25 protein-coding genes are annotated in these 18,460 nt (G+C 49.3%); 1 reads left to right on the forward strand and 24 read right to left on the reverse strand.

Features of this window, described 5'->3' with window-relative positions:
* Nucleotides 1-315 precede the first annotated feature (315 nt).
* A complete protein-coding gene (gene uvrC, locus HMPREF0636_RS07505; protein ID WP_044169579.1) occupies nucleotides 316-2,160 on the reverse strand; it encodes an excinuclease ABC subunit UvrC in 1,845 nt (614 codons plus the stop codon).
* A 224-nt stretch (nucleotides 2,161-2,384) separates the two neighbouring features.
* Here uvrC and HMPREF0636_RS07510 point away from each other — a divergent pair, with 224 nt between their 5' ends.
* A complete protein-coding gene (locus tag HMPREF0636_RS07510) occupies nucleotides 2,385-3,194 on the forward strand; it encodes a Cof-type HAD-IIB family hydrolase (protein ID WP_044169580.1) in 810 nt (269 codons plus the stop codon).
* Nucleotides 3,195-3,311: 117 nt separating this feature from the next.
* On the opposite strand, the gene HMPREF0636_RS07515 is transcribed toward HMPREF0636_RS07510, so the two are convergent.
* The 23 genes from HMPREF0636_RS07515 to HMPREF0636_RS07630 all read right to left on the reverse strand — a co-directional run bounded on the left by HMPREF0636_RS07515 (nucleotide 3,312) and on the right by HMPREF0636_RS07630 (nucleotide 17,544).
* Nucleotides 3,312-3,881, reverse strand: coding sequence for an acyltransferase family protein (locus HMPREF0636_RS07515; protein WP_044169581.1), 570 nt, complete (start codon nucleotides 3,879-3,881; stop codon nucleotides 3,312-3,314).
* A gap of 674 nt (nucleotides 3,882-4,555) precedes the next feature.
* A complete protein-coding gene (gene rpsN / locus HMPREF0636_RS07525; RefSeq protein WP_005468115.1) occupies nucleotides 4,556-4,825 on the reverse strand; it encodes a 30S ribosomal protein S14 in 270 nt (89 codons plus the stop codon).
* Between the two features lie 6 nt (nucleotides 4,826-4,831).
* Complete coding sequence (gene rplE / locus HMPREF0636_RS07530; RefSeq protein WP_005468114.1) at nucleotides 4,832-5,392, reverse strand: 50S ribosomal protein L5; 561 nt, start codon at nucleotides 5,390-5,392, stop codon at nucleotides 4,832-4,834.
* On the reverse strand, nucleotides 5,392-5,712 hold the full coding sequence (gene rplX, locus HMPREF0636_RS07535; RefSeq protein WP_044169585.1) for a 50S ribosomal protein L24: 321 nt from the start codon (nucleotides 5,710-5,712) through the stop codon (nucleotides 5,392-5,394). Before rplX ends, rplE begins: the two co-directional genes overlap by 1 nt.
* 20 nt (nucleotides 5,713-5,732) lie before the next feature.
* On the reverse strand, nucleotides 5,733-6,098 hold the full coding sequence (gene rplN, locus HMPREF0636_RS07540) for a 50S ribosomal protein L14 (RefSeq protein WP_005468112.1): 366 nt from the start codon (nucleotides 6,096-6,098) through the stop codon (nucleotides 5,733-5,735).
* 3 nt (nucleotides 6,099-6,101) lie between these two features.
* Entirely contained in the window at nucleotides 6,102-6,359 is a 258-nt protein-coding gene (gene rpsQ, locus HMPREF0636_RS07545; RefSeq protein WP_005468111.1) for a 30S ribosomal protein S17, read from the reverse strand.
* A gap of 12 nt (nucleotides 6,360-6,371) precedes the next feature.
* Complete coding sequence (gene rpmC / locus HMPREF0636_RS07550; protein WP_005468110.1) at nucleotides 6,372-6,569, reverse strand: 50S ribosomal protein L29; 198 nt, start codon at nucleotides 6,567-6,569, stop codon at nucleotides 6,372-6,374.
* An 8-nt stretch (nucleotides 6,570-6,577) separates the two neighbouring features.
* Nucleotides 6,578-7,012 carry a 50S ribosomal protein L16 gene (rplP, locus tag HMPREF0636_RS07555; RefSeq protein WP_005468109.1) on the reverse strand — a complete coding sequence of 145 codons (435 nt, stop codon included), beginning with the start codon at nucleotides 7,010-7,012 and terminating at the stop codon, nucleotides 6,578-6,580.
* Between the two features lie 22 nt (nucleotides 7,013-7,034).
* Nucleotides 7,035-7,787 (reverse strand): 30S ribosomal protein S3, encoded by a 753-nt coding sequence (gene rpsC, locus HMPREF0636_RS07560; RefSeq protein WP_005468108.1) that lies wholly within the window; start codon nucleotides 7,785-7,787, stop codon nucleotides 7,035-7,037.
* 5 nt (nucleotides 7,788-7,792) lie between these two features.
* Nucleotides 7,793-8,197: a 50S ribosomal protein L22 gene (gene rplV, locus HMPREF0636_RS07565; RefSeq protein WP_005468107.1), complete on the reverse strand. Its 405-nt coding sequence runs from the start codon at nucleotides 8,195-8,197 to the stop codon at nucleotides 7,793-7,795.
* A 45-nt stretch (nucleotides 8,198-8,242) separates the two neighbouring features.
* Entirely contained in the window at nucleotides 8,243-8,512 is a 270-nt protein-coding gene (rpsS, locus tag HMPREF0636_RS07570; protein WP_005468106.1) for a 30S ribosomal protein S19, read from the reverse strand.
* Nucleotides 8,513-8,532: 20 nt separating this feature from the next.
* Nucleotides 8,533-9,357, reverse strand: coding sequence for a 50S ribosomal protein L2 (rplB, locus tag HMPREF0636_RS07575; RefSeq protein WP_005468105.1), 825 nt, complete (start codon nucleotides 9,355-9,357; stop codon nucleotides 8,533-8,535).
* Between the two features lie 8 nt (nucleotides 9,358-9,365).
* A complete protein-coding gene (rplW, locus tag HMPREF0636_RS07580; RefSeq protein ID WP_262501576.1) occupies nucleotides 9,366-9,662 on the reverse strand; it encodes a 50S ribosomal protein L23 in 297 nt (98 codons plus the stop codon).
* Nucleotides 9,663-9,672: 10 nt separating this feature from the next.
* Entirely contained in the window at nucleotides 9,673-10,308 is a 636-nt protein-coding gene (gene rplD / locus HMPREF0636_RS07585; RefSeq protein WP_044169588.1) for a 50S ribosomal protein L4, read from the reverse strand.
* Nucleotides 10,309-10,929: a 50S ribosomal protein L3 gene (gene rplC / locus HMPREF0636_RS07590; protein WP_005468100.1), complete on the reverse strand. Its 621-nt coding sequence runs from the start codon at nucleotides 10,927-10,929 to the stop codon at nucleotides 10,309-10,311.
* Between the two features lie 21 nt (nucleotides 10,930-10,950).
* Complete coding sequence (gene rpsJ, locus HMPREF0636_RS07595) at nucleotides 10,951-11,256, reverse strand: 30S ribosomal protein S10 (protein ID WP_005468099.1); 306 nt, start codon at nucleotides 11,254-11,256, stop codon at nucleotides 10,951-10,953.
* A gap of 20 nt (nucleotides 11,257-11,276) precedes the next feature.
* Nucleotides 11,277-13,400, reverse strand: a complete 2,124-nt coding sequence (gene fusA / locus HMPREF0636_RS07600) for an elongation factor G (RefSeq protein WP_044169589.1) — start codon at nucleotides 13,398-13,400, stop codon at nucleotides 11,277-11,279.
* Nucleotides 13,401-13,415: 15 nt separating this feature from the next.
* Entirely contained in the window at nucleotides 13,416-13,892 is a 477-nt protein-coding gene (gene rpsG / locus HMPREF0636_RS07605; protein ID WP_005468096.1) for a 30S ribosomal protein S7, read from the reverse strand.
* Nucleotides 13,893-14,144: 252 nt separating this feature from the next.
* Nucleotides 14,145-14,552, reverse strand: a complete 408-nt coding sequence (rpsL, locus tag HMPREF0636_RS07610; protein WP_005468095.1) for a 30S ribosomal protein S12 — start codon at nucleotides 14,550-14,552, stop codon at nucleotides 14,145-14,147.
* 243 nt (nucleotides 14,553-14,795) lie between these two features.
* Nucleotides 14,796-15,383 (reverse strand): sce7726 family protein, encoded by a 588-nt coding sequence (locus HMPREF0636_RS07615; RefSeq protein ID WP_248616900.1) that lies wholly within the window; start codon nucleotides 15,381-15,383, stop codon nucleotides 14,796-14,798.
* Nucleotides 15,384-15,420: 37 nt separating this feature from the next.
* Nucleotides 15,421-16,530, reverse strand: a complete 1,110-nt coding sequence (locus tag HMPREF0636_RS08375) for a beta family protein (RefSeq protein WP_081748434.1) — start codon at nucleotides 16,528-16,530, stop codon at nucleotides 15,421-15,423.
* Nucleotides 16,530-17,105 carry an ImmA/IrrE family metallo-endopeptidase gene (locus HMPREF0636_RS07625; RefSeq protein WP_052328795.1) on the reverse strand — a complete coding sequence of 192 codons (576 nt, stop codon included), beginning with the start codon at nucleotides 17,103-17,105 and terminating at the stop codon, nucleotides 16,530-16,532. Before HMPREF0636_RS07625 ends, HMPREF0636_RS08375 begins: the two co-directional genes overlap by 1 nt.
* Nucleotides 17,068-17,544, reverse strand: coding sequence for a hypothetical protein (locus HMPREF0636_RS07630; RefSeq protein WP_162147897.1), 477 nt, complete (start codon nucleotides 17,542-17,544; stop codon nucleotides 17,068-17,070). The genes HMPREF0636_RS07625 and HMPREF0636_RS07630 overlap by 38 nt, the downstream gene beginning before the upstream one ends.
* Nucleotides 17,545-18,460: the final 916 nt, after the last annotated feature.

The raw sequence follows: 18,460 nt of genomic DNA on the forward strand, positions 1-18,460 counted from the left end.
TATGGTAACTCGCCTTAACAAGTTGTGGTAACTCGTTCAAACGAGTTATGGCAAGTCGTTGCAGAGAGTTATGGTAAGTCTCTGAGACGACTTATGGTAACTCGCCACATGCTCCCACAAGCAACTCAAAAAGAGAATATTACAATAGGAAAAAAACGAGCTTACACCTTCACATCCAAGGGTAACACTTGATAAAAGCTAAACTTACAGAGGATTAACCTCAGCCTTTGAGGCCAAAGGTGTCGGAGAGAGCTATGAGGCGGTATCCCTACCACCAATCGCATTTAGGCTATATATCTAAGACTATATTATACGTCACTCCACAGAGACCGAGGACTCCTCAGATGCATCGGGATGGAAGGCATTATATACAATACGTGCCTTAGACGGACCAATTACTCGCGTGAGATCAACAAGCGTTGCAGAAGAGATTCCCTGTACGCTATGAAAGGTAGAGAGTAGCGTATCCTTTGTCTTGGCCCCTACGCCCTTGATGTAGTCTAGGCGTGAGGAGAGCTGACTCTTACTGCGCTTATCACGATGAAAGGTAATGGCAAAACGATGCACCTCTGCCTGAATTTGCTCTAGAAGGTGAAAGGTTGGGCTATGATGACGTACTGGGATTTCCCTCAAAGCGTCTTCCCCATAGAGCAACGCAGCCGTACGGTGACGATCATCCTTTACCAAGCCAGCAACGGGAATCTCCACCCCCAGAGAAGACAACGCATCTCGAATAGCACCGACCTGCCCCTTACCCCCATCTGCGAGGATAAGGTCTGGCAGAGCCTCCTGTGCCTCCACCATACGACGATAGCGACGTGTCACAACCTCCTTCATAGAAGCGTAATCATCTGGCCCTTCGACAGAGCGGATATTAAACTTTCGATAATCCTTCTTAGAGGGACGGCCTCGTTTGAAAACGACACAAGCAGCTACAGGGTCTGAGCCCTGGATATTTGAGTTGTCAAAGCACTCTATGTGCATCGGCACACGCTCTAGGGAAAGGCGTTGCTTCAAGTCTCCAACGACCTGCATGAGCTTCTGGTCAGGATTAAGTCGCTCCGCCCGCTTGTACTTGTCTACTTTATACTGCCGGACGTTACGTTCTGAGAGCTCCAGGAGCTTTTTCTTATCCCCTCGCTGAGGAATCGTAATCGTGACATTCACATCGTCTCGCCATCCGGGGTCAAAGGGAAGGATAAGCTCCCTAGCACGAGAAGCAAAACGCTGGCGTAGCTCAGTGATAGCAGAAGCGAAGAGCTCCTCCCGAGTCTCGCCCTCAATAAGGCTACGGTACTCCAGCGTATAGACCTGCGTCACCATACCCTGTGTCAGGTGCATGAAGTTCACATAGGTCGATCCATCAGCGTCCTCTTCGAAGCTGAAGACATCTACATTATGGATATGATGAGGAGCAACGGTATGCTTAACTTGGTAGTTCTCCAAATACTGGAGGCGCTCCTTATAGATTTGAGCTTCCTCAAAGCGTAGCTCACCACTGAGGCGGAGCATCTCCTCCTTATACAACTCAATGACATCACGTAGATTACCTCGAAGTAGGGAGGTAATCTCTCGGATATTATGGTCGTAGTCTTCCTCGGTCTGATAGCCTACACATGGAGCCTTACACTTGCCAATGTGGTACTCAAGGCAAACCTTATACTTCCCCTGAGCTATCTTATGTGGTGAAAGATCTAGGTCACACGTGCGGATGGGATAGAGATCACGCACCATAGCCACAGCAGCATGAGCCATGCCCGCATTGGGATAAGGGCCAAAGTGCTGTGAGCCATCACGTGCAGGACGTCGCTCCACACGGATACGAGGGAAGTGCTCCCTATGAATGACGACCTCGGGATAGGTCTTATCATCCTTAAGCAGGATGTTGTAGCGAGGCTTATGCTCCTTAATCAGGGCATTCTCTAGAATGAGTGCCTCTGCTTCAGAGCCGACAACGATATACTCGATCCCTCGGATCTGACGGACAAGCAATCGAGTCTTGGAGCTCTGTATATCTCGCTGGAAGTAGCTACTGACACGCCGACGAAGGTTCTTAGCCTTCCCTACATAGATAATCTCACCTGTCTGCCCAATGTACTTGTAGCAACCCGGAGCCTCGGGCAGCGTCGGCAATATCTTACGAATCTCGTCAATCGTCATAGTTCTTTTCGGGGCAAAGCAAATCTCTCAGCAAAGATACCACAAAGTCATACGAACCTGTCTCAAAGCCAAATAACCCAAAATCATCCGAGAGAACGCCCCAGACATCCATCTAGCCACAATCACGAGTCGAAGAAGTATCTTTGCCCAAAGCAGAGAGCCTAAACAAAGGCTCTCTGCATCTGATTATTTATTACAACAAAGTCTCAACAAAGAATAAACAAATGAAACTCCTCGCCCTAGACATCGATGGCACACTTGTCAATAGCCAACATCAAGTAACCACCCCCGTGCGGGACGCCCTCCTCGAAGCACAACGCACTCGCAACCTACGCATCATCCTTGCCTCAGGACGACCAACTGCAGCCCTGCAACAACTCGTACAGCTTCTAGAGCTAGAGCGATATGGTGGTTACCTCCTTCCGTACAACGGAGGTAAGGCTATTGAGCTATCTACGGGGCACACCCTACACGCTCAGCTCCTCAGCCAGGACCTCCTGCCTCAGATCGACCACCTTATCAAGTCACACGACGTAGATGTCCTGAGCTACACCGAGGAGAATATCCTCATCGAAACTGCAGCAAATGAGTATGCACAGAAGGAAATAGATATAACAGGAATGTCCCTAAAGGTACTACCCAACTTTATGAATACATTCACCGAACCTCTACCGAAATGTCTTGCAGTCGGCCCCACGGAGAAGCTTATCCGTCTAGAAGCAGCTCTCAAGCGTGAACTAGGGCAGTATATCGATGCCTTCCGCTCAAGTGACATTTTCCTTGAAATCGTCCCTCATGGGGTGAATAAGGGTACGGCACTAGCATCACTACTTGAGATTCTCGGCAAGACTTCTAAAGACCTTATTGCTATCGGTGATAACTATAATGATGTCGAGATGCTTCGCCTAGCAGAGACCTCCATCGCAATGGGGAATGCACCCAAGGATATTCAGCAGCTAGCAACTTTCGTCACGAAAACCAACAACGAAGATGGTGTAGCCTACGCCCTCGAGCATTTCCTTTTCCCTAGCTAGTGTTAGCCTTTCTCCCTAGTATTTATCCTCTTCACGAACCTCTTCCTCCCCGAAGAACATAAAAGGGGCCCATCATAGCGTCAGCTATGGTGGGCCCTTTTCTTTATCTTGATACTATTACTTTAAAACGTGGTAGCCAATCTTATCCTGCACCTTCACCATAACCCAAGCAATACCTAGGCTGATGATAAACACAATCAACGCGCCACCGTACTCATACACCTCTGATAGCAGAGCCGAGTAGGGATTCAACTGTTTCCAGAGCAGTATAACTGCCATATGGAAATAATAGATATTTCCCGAGTACTTAGCTCCAATCATCTCTAGCCATGTACCTCTCCCCAGCTCACTATGCGAAAGGAAAAGCATAAAAAGCGCAACCTCAATAGGGAAAAGGCCTATTAGACTTGGTGATGCCGTATAGTTACTAAGATACAACGTCACCAACTGCTCTAACCCCATTAAGACAAGTAGTATAAAGTAGATATTAAGCCAACGATACTTTAGCAGGCGACATTGATTAGCATGTATCCAATAACCCAAAGCAATATAGGGTACAGCACGAGTCAAGAAGTTAAAGACAAAGACCGACTCTGGTTTTCCAAAGAGCAACATACGAAAAGGCCCAATGGCAGCCCATAGTAAAATCAGAAAGAACAAGAGGGGCACCCAGCGTCCTTTCGTCACATATAAATAGAGAGAGAGAAGAATTGTAGTCCAAATAATAAGGCTGTCAAATACCACAAATGCCCCGAAGCAAAAGTGCTAAACCCCATAAAAACCCACTGAAAGTAGGTCCAATAGGAGGTGGTAATAGACCCAAGTTGAGGTGGGGCGATTATGTTATAGAAAATCTGAAGGATAAGAATGATAGGTAGGACCTTCTTTACAGACTTCCAGATTCGCACTTGCACCTTCGAGAGGTCAGATACATAAATAAAATACCCCGTAATAGAGAAGAAAAGCTCCACCGCACCTCCTGGTATCTGTAACCACGACAGTGCAAGCGGAGAATGACAAGTCACAACAACGAAGGCCAGTAGAGCCTTCAGCACATAGAGCGAAGGTATTGAGCTCGCACTTGATGCGTGTACGGGCAGATCATACGAGGATGATGAAAAATTCATAAGAGGAAGTATCTCTAAAACAACCTAGGACCTAACAGGAGCTTTCCTAGAATACACCAACAAGAATCGGCCTTATATCAAACAAAAGACAACCCTTGCATACACTAGCTTTCACCTCCCATCCTGCCCCCTCCTTAAGCCTTATTAAGACAATCTTTACTGAACCTAATCAAAACGAAGAGAGAGGGTTACACCATAATTGACATAACCCTCTCTCCTTACTATTAAGAAGCTCTACCAGCTAGCCTTCTTCACACCAGGGATGAGACCGGCAGATGCCATCTCACGGAACTGGATACGAGAAATGCCGAACTGACGCATATAGCCCTTAGGACGTCCCGTCATGCTGCAGCGGTTGTGCAGGCGTACGGGAGAAGCATTGCGAGGCAGAGCCTGTAGTGCTTCGTAGTTTCCCTCAGCCTTGAGCTGAGCACGCTTGGCAGCATACTTAGCGACGAGCTTTGCACGCTTTACCTCGCGTGCCTTCATTGATTCCTTTGCCATAGTATCTTAGTTGCCTTTCTTAGCGTTCTTGAATGGAAGACCAAACTCCTTGAGTAGAGCGTAGCCTTCTTCGTCAGACTCAGCCGAGGTCACGAACGTGATGTTCATCCCCAGGATCTTCGTAATACCATCGAGGTTAATCTCGGGGAAAATGATCTGCTCGCTGATACCGAGGGTATAGTTCCCACGGCCATCGAACTTGCTTTCGATCCCCTTGAAGTCACGGATACGAGGCAGAGCGATGCGGATCAGACGCTCGAGGAACTCGTACATCTGCTCGCGGCGCAGAGTCACCATGACACCGATAGGCATCTTCTTACGAAGTTTGAAGTTGGAGATGTCCTTCTTAGAGACCGTAGCTACAGCCTTCTGTCCTGTGATGGCAGAGAGCTCTGCAATCGCAACATCAATAATCTTCTTATCTGCAGTTGCAATGCCGAGACCCTGATTGATTACAATCTTCTTGAGGACGGGCACCTGCATACGAGACTTATACCCGAACTGCTCGATGAGTGCAGGAACGATGCGTTCCTTATATTCGTTCTTTAGACTTGCAGTGTTGCTCATTACTTAATCTCCTCTCCTGACTTTTTGGAATAACGAACGAGCTTCCCATCGGCGTTAAGACGACGTCCCACACGAGTAGCCTTCCCCGTCTTAGAATCTAGGACGTTGAGCTTAGCAATGTGGATAGGAGCTTCCTTCTTTTCGATGCCCCCCTGAGGGTTCTTTGCGCTTGGCTTAGCGTGCTTAGCGACGATGGCGACACCCTCGACGATGGCGCGCTGCTTATCGACGAGAACCTCGAGTATACGACCCGTCTTGCCCTTGTCTACGCCACTGAGGACGACGACCTGGTCGCCCTTCTTGATATGTAACTTACTCATTTCTACTTTCGTCTTTAGGATTAGAGGACTTCAGGCGCCAGAGAAACGATCTTCATATTCACTGCACGTAGCTCACGAGCCACTGGGCCGAAGATACGGCTACCACGCATTTCACCAGCAGCGTTAAGTAGGACGCAAGCATTGTCATCGAAGCGGATGTAGGATCCGTCGGGACGACGTACTTCCTTCTTCGTGCGGACAATGATAGCCTTAGAGACGACACCCTTCTTCAGGTCAGAGGAGGGGATAACGCTCTTGACAGCTACGACGATAATATCTCCGACAGAGGCATAGCGACGGCGTGTGCCACCGAGGACACGGATGCAGAGAGCTTCCTTGGCGCCGCTATTATCTGCTACTACGAGTCTTGATTCTTGCTGGATCATATACTACTTAGCTCTTTCGATAATGCTGACTAGTCTCCATCTCTTAGTGCGTGAGAGGGGACGAGTCTCCATGATACGGACTGTATCGCCGATGTTGCACTCATTTCTCTCATCGTGGGCATGGTACTTCTTCGTCTTATTGACGAACTTACCATAGATAGGGTGCTTTTCCTTCCACTTGACAGCGACCGTGATAGTCTTATCCATCTTATTGGAAGAAACAACGCCTACACGTTCTTTTCTTAATCTTCTCTGTTCCATCGGGAGGATACATTAATTGTTGTTGAGTTCACGCTCGCGAAGGATCGTCTTCATCTGAGCGATGCTACGACGTAGCTGACGGATCGCAGCAGGGTTATCTGCTGGAGTGACAGCGTGGTCGATGCGCTTCTTGTCGTAAGCCGCTTCTTCGGCTACCACACGCTCCTGTAGCTCGGGCGTGGTAAGCGCCTTGATCTCTGCTAACTTCATCTCTACTATTACAGGTTAGTGTTGGACATATCGTAGTCACGACGGACGACGAACTTCGTGGTAACAGGGAGCTTCTGCGCAGCGAGGCGGAGAGCTTCCTTAGCGACTTCGAAGGATACCCCTTCGATCTCGAAGAGCATACGCCCTGGGGTAACGTTGGCTACGAAGCCTTCGGGCGAACCCTTACCCTTACCCATTCGGACGTCAGCTGGCTTCTTCGTGATGGGCTTGTCGGGGAAGATACGTACCCAGACCTGACCCTGACGCTGCATATAGCGAGTCACAGCGATACGAGCGGCTTCGATCTGACGACCGGTGATCCAGCGTGTACCGAGAGACTTGATACCGAAAGAACCGAAGGCGAGCTGGTTGCCACGCTGAGCATTACCCTTGGCGCGACCCTTCTGGACTCTTCTAAACTTAGTTTTCTTAGGTTGTAACATTGCTGTCTTCTGTTCTTATACGTTAGCGATTACCCCCTCTTCTGCCACCACGGGCATCACGACGACCGCCTTCACGGCGATCACGGCCACCGTCACGACGAGCGCCATGACCAGGCTGAGGGTTGGTGAACGAAGGAGCTAGGTCACGCTTGCCGTAGACTTCACCCTTGCAGATCCACACCTTGATACCGAGGATACCGACCTTGGTCAGTGCTTCTGCACGAGCATAGTCGATGTCAGCACGTAGGGTGTGCAGGGGAGTACGTCCTTCCTTGTACATCTCGGAACGAGCGATTTCAGCACCGTTCAGACGGCCAGAGATCTGGACCTTGATGCCCTCGGCTCCACCACGCATAGCAGCACCGATGGCACCCTTGACAGCACGGCGGTAAGCGATCTTACCCTCGAGCTGACGAGCGATGTTATCGGCTACGATAGCAGCATCGATATCGGGGCGACGGACTTCGTAGATATTGATCTGGACGTCCTTGTTGGTGATCTTCTTCAGCTCTTCCTTGAGCGTATCTACATCCTGACCGCCCTTACCGATGACGACACCGGGACGAGCAGTACAGATCGTGATGGTCACGTGCTTCAGGGCACGCTCGATGACGATACGAGAGACACTTGCCTTAGCCAGACGGACGCTCAGGTAGCGACGCAGACGGCTATCTTCGAGGAGCTTATCGCCGTACTTGTTCCCGCCGTACCAGTTGGAATCCCATCCACGGATGTATCCCAAACGATTGCTTATAGGATTAATCTTTTGTCCCATCTGGTTTAGTTCTCTTTATTATTTAGTGAATCGACAACGATCGTGACGTGGTTCGAACGCTTGCGGATGCGATACCCACGACCCTGAGGGGCGGGGCGCATACGCTTGAGCGTAGCTGCTCCATCGACGAAGATGCGAGAGATATAGAGCTCTCCATCCTCGGCCTTGCGTCCGTTCTTCTCTTCCCAGTTAGCGATAGCAGAGCGGAGGAGTTTCTCCACGCGAGCTGCAGCTTCCTTGTTAGAGAACTTGAGCACCCCGAGGGCACGACCTACCTCCATACCACGTACGAGATCTGCCACTAGACGCATCTTACGAGGCGATGTGGGGACGTTACGCAGCGAGGCGAAGTAGGTATTCTTCAGGGCTTGCTTTCTTTCTTCGGCTGATATTTTCTTTCTTGCACCCATTGTTTCTTAATCTTACTTAAAGGTCTGAATTACTCAACAGCCGAATTACTTCTTCTTGTTACCACCATGACCACGGAAGGTACGGGTGGGAGAGAACTCTCCGAGCTTGTGGCCGACCATGTTCTCCGTGATGAAGACAGGGATGAACTTGTTCCCGTTGTGAACGGCAATCGTATGACCGACGAAGTCAGGGCTGATCATCGAGGCGCGAGCCCAAGTCTTGATGACGGACTTCTTGCCCGATTCATTCATCGCCAAGACCTTCTTCTCGAGCTTGAGGTGGATATATGGACCTTTCTTTAGTGAACGACTCATAATTCTGTTGGTTTAATCGATTACTTCTTACGTCTCTCGATGATGTACTTAGACGAGTGCTTCTTAGGAGCACGTGTCTTTAGGCCCTTAGAGTAGAGACCTGTACGTGAGCGTGGGTGACCACCAGAGGCACGACCTTCACCACCACCCATGGGGTGATCAACAGGGTTCATGACGACACCTCGGTTGTGAGGACGGCGACCGAGCCAGCGGCTGCGACCTGCCTTACCTGAACGCTCGAGGGCGTGGTCTGAGTTACCTACGCTACCGATAGTAGCCTTGCAAGCGGAGAGGATGCGGCGGGTTTCACCCGAAGGCATCTTGATGACCGCATAGAGACCTTCGCGAGAAGTAAGCTGGGCGAAGACACCCGCAGAGCGGACCATCTTAGCTCCCTGACCTGGACGAAGCTCGATATTGTGGATGATCGTACCGACAGGGATGTTAGCCAGTGGGAGGCTGTTCCCTACCTCAGGAGCTGCTTCAGCACCTGACATCACTTGCTGACCTACCTGCAGGCCGTTAGGAGCGAGGATATAAGCCTTCGCACCATCGGCATAGTACAGCAGAGCGATACGAGCCGTACGATTGGGGTCGTACTCGATGCTCTTGACTGTAGCAGGGATCCCGTCCTTGTTCCGCTTGAAGTCAATGAGACGAAGCTTCTGCTTGTGACCACCACCGATGTAGCGCATGGTCATCTTACCGGTGTTGTTACGACCGCCAGACTTTCTCTTACCGACTACAAGGGACTTCTCTGGTGCGCTGGCAGTGATGTTATCGAACGCACCAATAACCTTATGTCTTTGCCCCGGGCTTGTGGGCTTTAGTTTACGTATTGCCATTGTTCAGCTTAGATATTAGCGTAAAAGTCGATGGTCTGCCCCTTCTCGAGGGTAACGATCGCCTTCTTGAAGGCTGCGACCTTACCACGGATCAGTCCACTCTTGGTATAGCGAGCCTTACGCTTGCCGCTATAGTTTACCGTGTTTACACTCTCGACCTTTACTTGATACAGAGCCTCGATCGCCTTCTTGATCTCGACCTTGTTGGCATCTGGAGAGACGCGGAAGACGTAGCGCTCAGCAGTCTTCTCCGTCAGGGCTGTTGTCTTCTCCGTGATAACGGGCTTGATGATAATTCCCATGATTCTTTTCTCCTTATGATTGTGCCTTGAGCTGTTCGTTGATCACAGCAACAGCAGCCTCCGTCAGGACGAGCTTCTTGCAGTCAAGCACCGAGTAGGTGTTGAGCTGGAAGGCGTTCATCACACGAGCGGTGCGGATGTTGCGCGAAGAGAGTACGAGGTTGTCAGAGAGGGTCTCTACGACGAAGAGAGCCTTCTTGTCTGCCACCTGGAGAGCCTGAGAGAGCGCGATGAAGTCCTTAGTCTTCGGTGCTGCTAGCTCGAAGTTCTCGATGACGATGATCTCCTGCTTCTGAGCCTTGTAGGTGAGGGCAGAGCGGCGAGCCAGAGCCTTCACCTTCTTGTTCAGCTTGAAGCTGTAGTCACGGGGCGTAGGGCCGAAGACACGACCACCACCGACGAGCACGGGAGAGTTGATATCCCCACGACGAGCACCTCCGCCGCCCTTCTGACGGATGAGTTTACGGGTACTACCCGAAATCTCGCTACGCTCCTTTGACTTATGCGTACCCTGACGCTGGTTGGCCAGATACTGCTTTACGTCCAAGTAAATGGCGTGGTCGTTAGGCTCGACAGCAAAGACTGCATCATCGAGCGTGATCTTGCGACCCGTATCCTCTCCCTTGATGTTATATACACTCAGTTCCATTTACTTCTCGATTGCAATGATTGAACCTTTAGCACCTGGCACACTACCCTTCAGCAGAAGGAGGTTGTGCTCGGGCATTACCTTGATCACCTCGAGGTTCTGAACGGTCACACGCTCATTACCTGTCTGACCCGCCATACGTGTCCCCTTGAAGACCTTAGCTGGGTACGAGCACGCACCTACAGAACCGGGAGCACGAAGACGGTTGTGCTGACCGTGGGTAGACTGACCGACACCGCCGAAGCCGTGACGCTTGACGACCCCTTGGAATCCCTTACCCTTAGAGGTACCGATGACGTCTACGAAGACAGTGCCCTCGAAGAAGTTTACATCGATCACATCACCCAGATGATACTGGGCGATATCGAACCCCTTGAACTCGGCCAAGTGTCTCTTGGCGGCAACGCCTGCCCTCTGGAAGTGACCCTGAAGCGGCTTGGACGTGTGCTTTTCCTTTGCATCAACGAACCCAAGCTGTAGAGCTTCGTAGCCATCCTTTTCCAGGGACTTGATCTGCGTTACCACGCAAGGACCTACTTCGATAACAGTGCATGGGATGTTCTTCCCCTCGGCACTGAATACGGATGTCATTCCGATTTTCTTTCCTAATAAACCTGGCATTTCAGTTTCTTATTTAGTTGATCACACCTTGATTTCTACTTCTACACCGCTGGGGAGCTCGAGCTTCATTAGCGCATCGATGGTCTCAGCCGTGGAGTTGTAGATATCGATGAGTCGCTTGTAGGAGCTAAGCTCGAACTGCTCGCGGCTCTTCTTGTTTACGAAGGTCGAGCGGTTCACCGTGAAGATACGCTTGTGCGTAGGCAGGGGAATAGGTCCGCTGACTACAGCTCCAGAGGCCTTGACGGTCTTGACGATCTTCTCTGCCGACTTGTCGAGCAGCGTGTGATCGTACGACTTCAACTTGATTCTAATCTTTTGGCTCATATCTCTAGTTGTAATACTATTTACTTGATCAGATCTACACGACCGCCGACTTCCTCTAGGACCTGGCGTGCGATAGACGAGGACACTGCTTCGTAGTGAGAGAAGGTCATCGAGGACGTTGCGCGACCAGAGGTGATCGTACGCAGGCTCGTCACATAACCAAACATCTCAGCCAGAGGCACAGAAGCCTTCACCAGACGAGCGCCCGATGGTGTGCTGTCCATACCCTCTACAGAGCCACGACGCTTGTTCAGGTCACCGATCACATCACCCATGTTTTCCTCAGGCGTATCAACCTCTAGGTGCATGATGGGCTCGAGGAGGACAGGACCAGCTTGAGCGCAGGCATTCTTGAACGCCTGGATAGCACAGATCTCGAAGGAGAGCTGGTCAGAGTCCACGGGGTGGAACGAACCATCGAGGAGCGTTACCTTGAGCTTATCCACTGCGTAGCCAGCGAGCACACCATTGGCCATAGCCTTCTGGAAGCCCTTCTGTACGGAGGGGATGAATTCCTTAGGTACGTTACCGCCCTTGACTTCGTCTACGAACTGTAGGTCGCCTTCGAAGCCTTCGTCAGCGGGCTCTACGCGTACGATGATGTCAGCGAACTTACCACGACCACCAGTCTGCTTCTTGTACACTTCACGGAGCTCGACGGGCTTCGTGATAGCTTCCTTGTAGGACACCTGGGGCTTACCCTGGTTAGCCTCTACCTTGAACTCACGCTTCAGACGGTCGATGATGATCTCTAGGTGGAGCTCACCCATACCGCTGATGACGGTCTGGCCGGTCTCTTCGTTGGTCTGCACACGGAAGGTGGGGTCTTCTTCGGCAAGCTTAGCTAGACCGACACCCATCTTATCCATATCCTTCTGCGTCTTAGGCTCGACAGCGATACCGATAACGGGCTCGGGGAAGTCGATCGACTCGAGGATGATGGGGTTGTTCTCATCACAAAGAGTATCCCCTGTACGGATGTCCTTGAAGCCTACACCGGCACCGATGTCACCGCAGCCGATGACTTCCATGGGGTTCTGCTTGTTGGAGTGCATCTGGAAGAGGCGCGAGATACGCTCCTTCTTCTCTGAGCGAGCATTGTAGACGTAGGAGCCTGCGGGGAGTTCACCGGCATATACACGGAAGAAGCAGAGGCGACCTACATAGGGGTCGGTAGCGATCTTGAACGCAAGAGCGGTCAGAGGAGAGCTAGGATCGACCTTGCGAACGATCTCCTTCTCAGGATCACGAGGGTCGGTACCGATGACCTCTGGGTTGTCCATTGGGCTGGGCAGATAAGCTGCGACAGCGTCGAGGAGCGTCTGTACACCCTTGTTCTTGAAGGACGAGCCACAGAGCATAGGGTTGATCTTCATCGCAAGCGTACCCTTACGTAGGGCAGCACGGATCTCATCCTCGGTGATCGTAGAAGGATCATCGAAGTACTTCTCCATCAGGACATCGTCGCAGTCAGCGAGCGTCTCGAGCATCTTGTCGCGCCACTCTTCGGCCTCGGCCTGGAGCTCAGCGGGGATGTCGATCGTGTCGTAGTGAGAGCCCATCGTCTCGTCGTCCCAGACCAGAGCCTTCATCGTCACGAGGTCTACGACCCCACGGAAGGTCTCTTCCTGACCGACAGGGATCTGGATAGGACATGGGGTAGCCCCTAGGATGGTCTTGATCTGGCGGACAACCTCAAAGAAGTTGGCCCCCGAGCGGTCCATCTTGTTTACGTAGCAGATACGGGGTACACGATACTTGTCGGCCTGACGCCATACCGTCTCACTCTGAGGCTGTACACCACCCACAGCACAGAAGGTAGCGACTGCACCATCGAGGATACGGAGCGAACGCTCTACCTCTACGGTGAAGTCTACGTGCCCTGGGGTGTCGATCAGGTTGATCTTGTACTTCGTATTGTCGTAGTTCCAGAAGGTCGTCGTAGCAGCAGAGGTGATCGTGATCCCACGCTCCTGCTCCTGCTCCATCCAGTCCATCGTAGCGCCCCCGTCATGTACTTCACCGATCTTGTGGGTAAGACCCGTGTAGAAGAGGATACGTTCGGACGTGGTCGTCTTCCCGGCATCGATGTGAGCCATGATGCCGATATTTCTCGTAAGTTCTAGGTGTTTGTGGTCAGCCATTGTCTTTTGCCTTTCTTAGAATCTGAAGTGAGCAAATGCACGGTTGGCTTCAGCCATACGGTGCATATCTTCCTTGCGCTTGAAGGCGGCACCCTGACTGCTAAATGCATCCACTATTTCTGCTGCGAGCTTATCTGCCATGGTCTTACCACCGCGCTTGCGAGCATAGAGGATGAGGTTCTTCATAGAGATAGACTCTTTACGCTCGGGGCGGATCTCCGTTGGCACCTGGAAGGTAGCACCACCGATACGGCGGCTCTTTACTTCTACCTGAGGAGTGATGTTATCGAGAGCGGCCTTCCAGATCTCGAGCGGAGTCTTGTCCTCCTGCTGGATCTTCTTGCCTACAATCTCAAGCGCGGTGTAGAAGATATCGAAGGCGATGCTCTTCTTACCGTCGTACATCAGGTGATTAACGAACTTCGTCACCTTTACGTCACCAAATACGGGATCAGGTAGTACCTGTCTCTTTTTGGGTTTAGCTTTTCTCATTGCTTAATCTAAATTTCGTTTCTGTCGATTGGTTGTGCTGTGATCTTACTTCAACGCTCCCGCTGGAGCATTTACTCAACCTTGCTAGCCTATCCAACGAACTCAAGAAACTTGGTTCTATTGACACTTAGCATTGCCTCTAGCACGAGAGGCTCTTTGTTTGGCTCTCCAGCCAGTCACGAAGCGAGGCCGAGACGACACTGGAGACGAAGGGGGCGCATGACCAAGCGGTCACTCCACGCCGGGGGAAGACTACTTCTTACCCTTTGCTGGAGCAGCTGCCTGACCTGGCTTAGGACGCTTAGCACCGTACTTAGAGCGACGCTGCAGACGACCATTGACACCAGCCGTATCGAGTGAGCCACGTACGATGTGATAGCGTACCCCTGGGAGGTCCTTCACACGGCCACCACGTACCAGCACAATGCTATGCTCCTGGAGGTTGTGACCCTCACCTGGGATATAGGCGTTGATTTCCTTCCCATTGGTCAGGCGAACACGAGCGACCTTACGCATTGCAGAGTTTGGCTTCTTAGGGGTGGTTGTGTACACACGTACGCAGACACCACGACGCTGAGGACAAGAATCCAGAGCTGGGCTCTTACCCTTCTCGACGAGTGTCTCACGTCCCTTTCTTACCAATTGTTGAATAGTTGGCATTTCGTTTCTACTTATGTTTGAATAACTTATCTACTCAATTCTTCGGACAGAGCAGACCTAAGCCTACTCCATCGAGTGCACAAAGATACACATAATCTGCGAATATACAATATGATACCCTCATCGGTGTCCATACTGCGTAGCCCCCCCATGACTCGTGTGCGAATACTGATACAAAAGCACACACAAGTATGAGGCACCCCATTGACCTGCCTAATTGTATATTTGGGGAGGGGATTAAGCCTAAATAGGCATCAACTTTAGTTGTGCGGATAACAAGGAAAGATCATCATAGCTCTTCTCCCTCCATTCCTTCATATATAAGTTAAACCGATCAGTCAGCCTCCACTCTAGAAAGTCATAGAGCATTTGACGAATTGCATCTTTTGTGTAGCCTCTAAGTAGCCGAGCTCTGATATCGGAAGACGTGCATCTATCCTTACCCAGAGAAACATACTTTTTCAAGAAAGATGTACTTATCGAGTAGGCCATCTCTCTTTTGACAGGCCGATTTTTCTTGAGGGGTATTTTCAAGACTATACCATCATCTGAGACCTCAAAAACTGCAACTTTAGACCTAGACAAGGATATGACCTTAGAAATATGCTTGGAGTGAGCAAATACGATAGTATAGTCAAAGATGAGAGCATATTCACTTAACTGGGAAGAAAGTCTCCGTGTGCTATCTCTTTCGCTCTTAATCTCAATTGCATATGTACACCCTTCATATAAAGCTAAAAGGTCAACCATTCGTTGACTTGTACCATACATGACCTCACTACCAATAATGATCCCAGGGCATCTTTGAATGAGCCACTCTATAACGGACATCTTAATCCTATCAGCGGGGCGAACCTGCAAACTCATATCATTGCTCGTCTCGCAATCCTAGCCGATGGATTTGCTGCTCTATATGAGAATTCATTCGTACAGAGATCCAGAAGGAGGGGGATGCTGATGGAGCCCCCCCGTATGCACAATTTCGTATCTGATGAATTCCCCAAGATTCCACTACAGAGCTAAATCGCTTATCTAATATTACCTTCTTAGCTACAGAGGTATATACCTCCGAATACTCCCTCGACCCTCTGCGTTCACGATAATAATAGATCTCTCTTTCTAAAGCGACATCAATCCGCGGAATCCAGCCACGGGTCATACGAATTTGATCATTTCGGATCGGATTAATTGAAGCATAGTCACCATAGATAACCTCAGCATGTTCTCCCTTGACTATTTCATACAGATCTATTTCTCGAAGGTCAATGGTATCTGAAACATCATCTCCAATTTCACTTACGTTGTTAGGGAATGTAGTTGCACATACAACGATTTTGATCTTCTTATCTCCCGCAATCTCCTTTATTTTCTTTATCCTCTCAATACATATCCGTGCAGGATCTCCATAGGAAGCTGGAGGTACCCATCCACAATCGAGAACAACCCAAAGGACGTTCTCATCAGAGAGACACTCAGAGATGAGCCTCACATCATCAATGTATTCAAAGCTCTCGCTCTCTAAAGAACACCGATACATCACCTCTGGGAACTCTGAAGAGAGGGCATAAATTTGACTCTTAACATTCTCCTCAAGGTTCTCATCTGCATTGTTTATCAAGATAGACGGAATTAGGGTTAGCCCAGCCCCTCTTAACTCTCTAACTAACTCTATCCATTTCTTATACCCTCCTTCATAATTAAAGAGGTCGTCAATCTCCTGAGAGCTCAAACCCACATCAGAGGTCACATCTAATGCGACTCGATGCCCCCCAAATATCTCCTTTATTCTTTTTATCTTAGAGTCATACGGATAAGCATACTGGGGGAGCTCCTTTGTTCCTATATTCCTCGCCCGACCTCTTGTGAGCTCGACAATAGGAAGGGTTTTACTCAAACTCTCTGACGATAAATTTTGTATCGCCCTTAACTCTGAATCTCCTGTCTTTACAATGAGACAATACTTTTCCTTTTCAGACATTATGCCTTGGTTCTAAATCCTAGTTGCTTGACTCTATACAGCATTGCAGCAACAGATACTCCAAAAGACTCTGCAAGCGTCTCAACACTAGCAACACCTTCCCGCACCAATCGCCGAACCCTATCTTCGGGCATTAGCAGTTTGGCAGCAAAGTCATTTGCTGCATATTCTATATTGTTCACTGACATCCCCCGAAAGAAGACTGTATCCGTAAAACTCTCCTTCTCCGATTTATGTAGAACATAGTGCGCCAGTTCATGTGCAAGAGTGAAACGTTGTCGGTTACGAGAATGTCCTTTATTAACACTAATAACCCACTTATCTCCATCTCGAGAGAGTTTACCTGATATAGCCGAATCCAAGGATACAAACTCAACCCTAAGATCATCTCTCAGTTCAATTAACTTTAGAATATCTAAGGAGTCCCCATCATATAATTCCTTCTGTGATGCTATACCGAGGAGACTATCTACGGAAGTAAATAGCAAGTTTACATCTAAATCTCCTGCAGGACTACTCTTAGGTCTTCTTACTCCTCTAACACCCATGATCTCCATGCTTCCCAGCATCTCCATCAACAACTTCCCACTCTAAGGGAACCGTTTCCTGAAGATCAGCTAATTGACACTCGATATCGCTCAGTCTCTGTTCAAGATTAGTCAATTGTTTTATCACATCTTCGGTAGTATCAACTCGGGTAAAATCAGCATCTATATCACCTCGGATAGCCTCTGTGATAGCCCGACGGACTTCTATGGAGTCTCTTAAAGTACAGCTGACTTTCTTGATGGTTCCTTCCTCTAAGTCCGCAACAATCCTCAGCCGTTCTCTCTCAAACTCATTTCTGTAGAAATTGCTCACAAGAAAAGAGGAGGCAAATGTAAAGACTGCAACCATTATCCCTAGAACTGCAACCAATGTGTTATAATAGGAAGTTATGCGAGATGCAAACTCATCCGAACTCATAAGTTCTCCTTGTCCTCTTAACTCTTCTAGGATCTGTTTGTTTGTCACGCCCCCGCATCCGTTGTAGACATCAACACTATCTGCTACTTGCGTTTGCCGAGCAGAATCAGGTATAATGTAAATCTGTGTCCGAGACCAAGTCCGATTATGTTGGTCAGAACACAAGCAAAAGAGTACAACAAAAATAGCCATTGTAGAGAAGCCTAGTATGTATACGACAATCCATCTCCAAACAGATGAGGCACCTTCCAATTTTATGGAACCTTCTTTTTCCTGACCGACACCTTCTCGACTGGGTTTCATGACTCTACTTTACATCCATCATTACCTAAACAAAGATACAAAGTTATGAGGATTCAAACTATTCCATGAGGAAGGTGAGGGCTGAAGCATAATCGTTTTAGGCATATCGCTAAGAAATTGGTTATTGGCAATGGAGCTTCTTCGTAACTAAACCCCCTATATTTACTCTCCAGTATCAAGGTTGACTAGCTGCAAGTTGTATTTATCATGTAGCTCCCTTGGAACAAAAATACAGGCCAGACTGAAATCTACTATAACAAACTTTTTTAAGGAAGTTATTAGGGATACGATAAGCTACCGCAAATTATAGGTATAAATAAGAACACTTTGGCTATGAGTAGTGTGTTATATTGGTGTTAGTATGTGGTGAAATAGGATCTATACAGGAGGGGGCATGCCTAAAGTTCTGCCCTTCGCCTATGCGGAGGAGGTAGACCTCTGGCAATTTATCCCTTATCTAACGTGAGCACGACCTAAGGAATAAAGGAGCACATCCTCGGTTTAAAGCAGGTTTTACTCTTAACCGACACAAACAAAAGGAAACTTATAAGTCCGTTTGGGCGGGCTCTTTGTGCATCATCGAGGTACTACGCAGGGGCATATCTTCGCTTCACAAGGGTGAGCACTTGCCCTGAAGACGTGTTTCTCTAGAAGAAGAAAA

Origin of the sequence: Porphyromonas catoniae ATCC 51270 (assembly GCF_000565015.1) — a bacterium.
In the GTDB taxonomy this organism is placed as follows: domain Bacteria; phylum Bacteroidota; class Bacteroidia; order Bacteroidales; family Porphyromonadaceae; genus Porphyromonas; species Porphyromonas catoniae.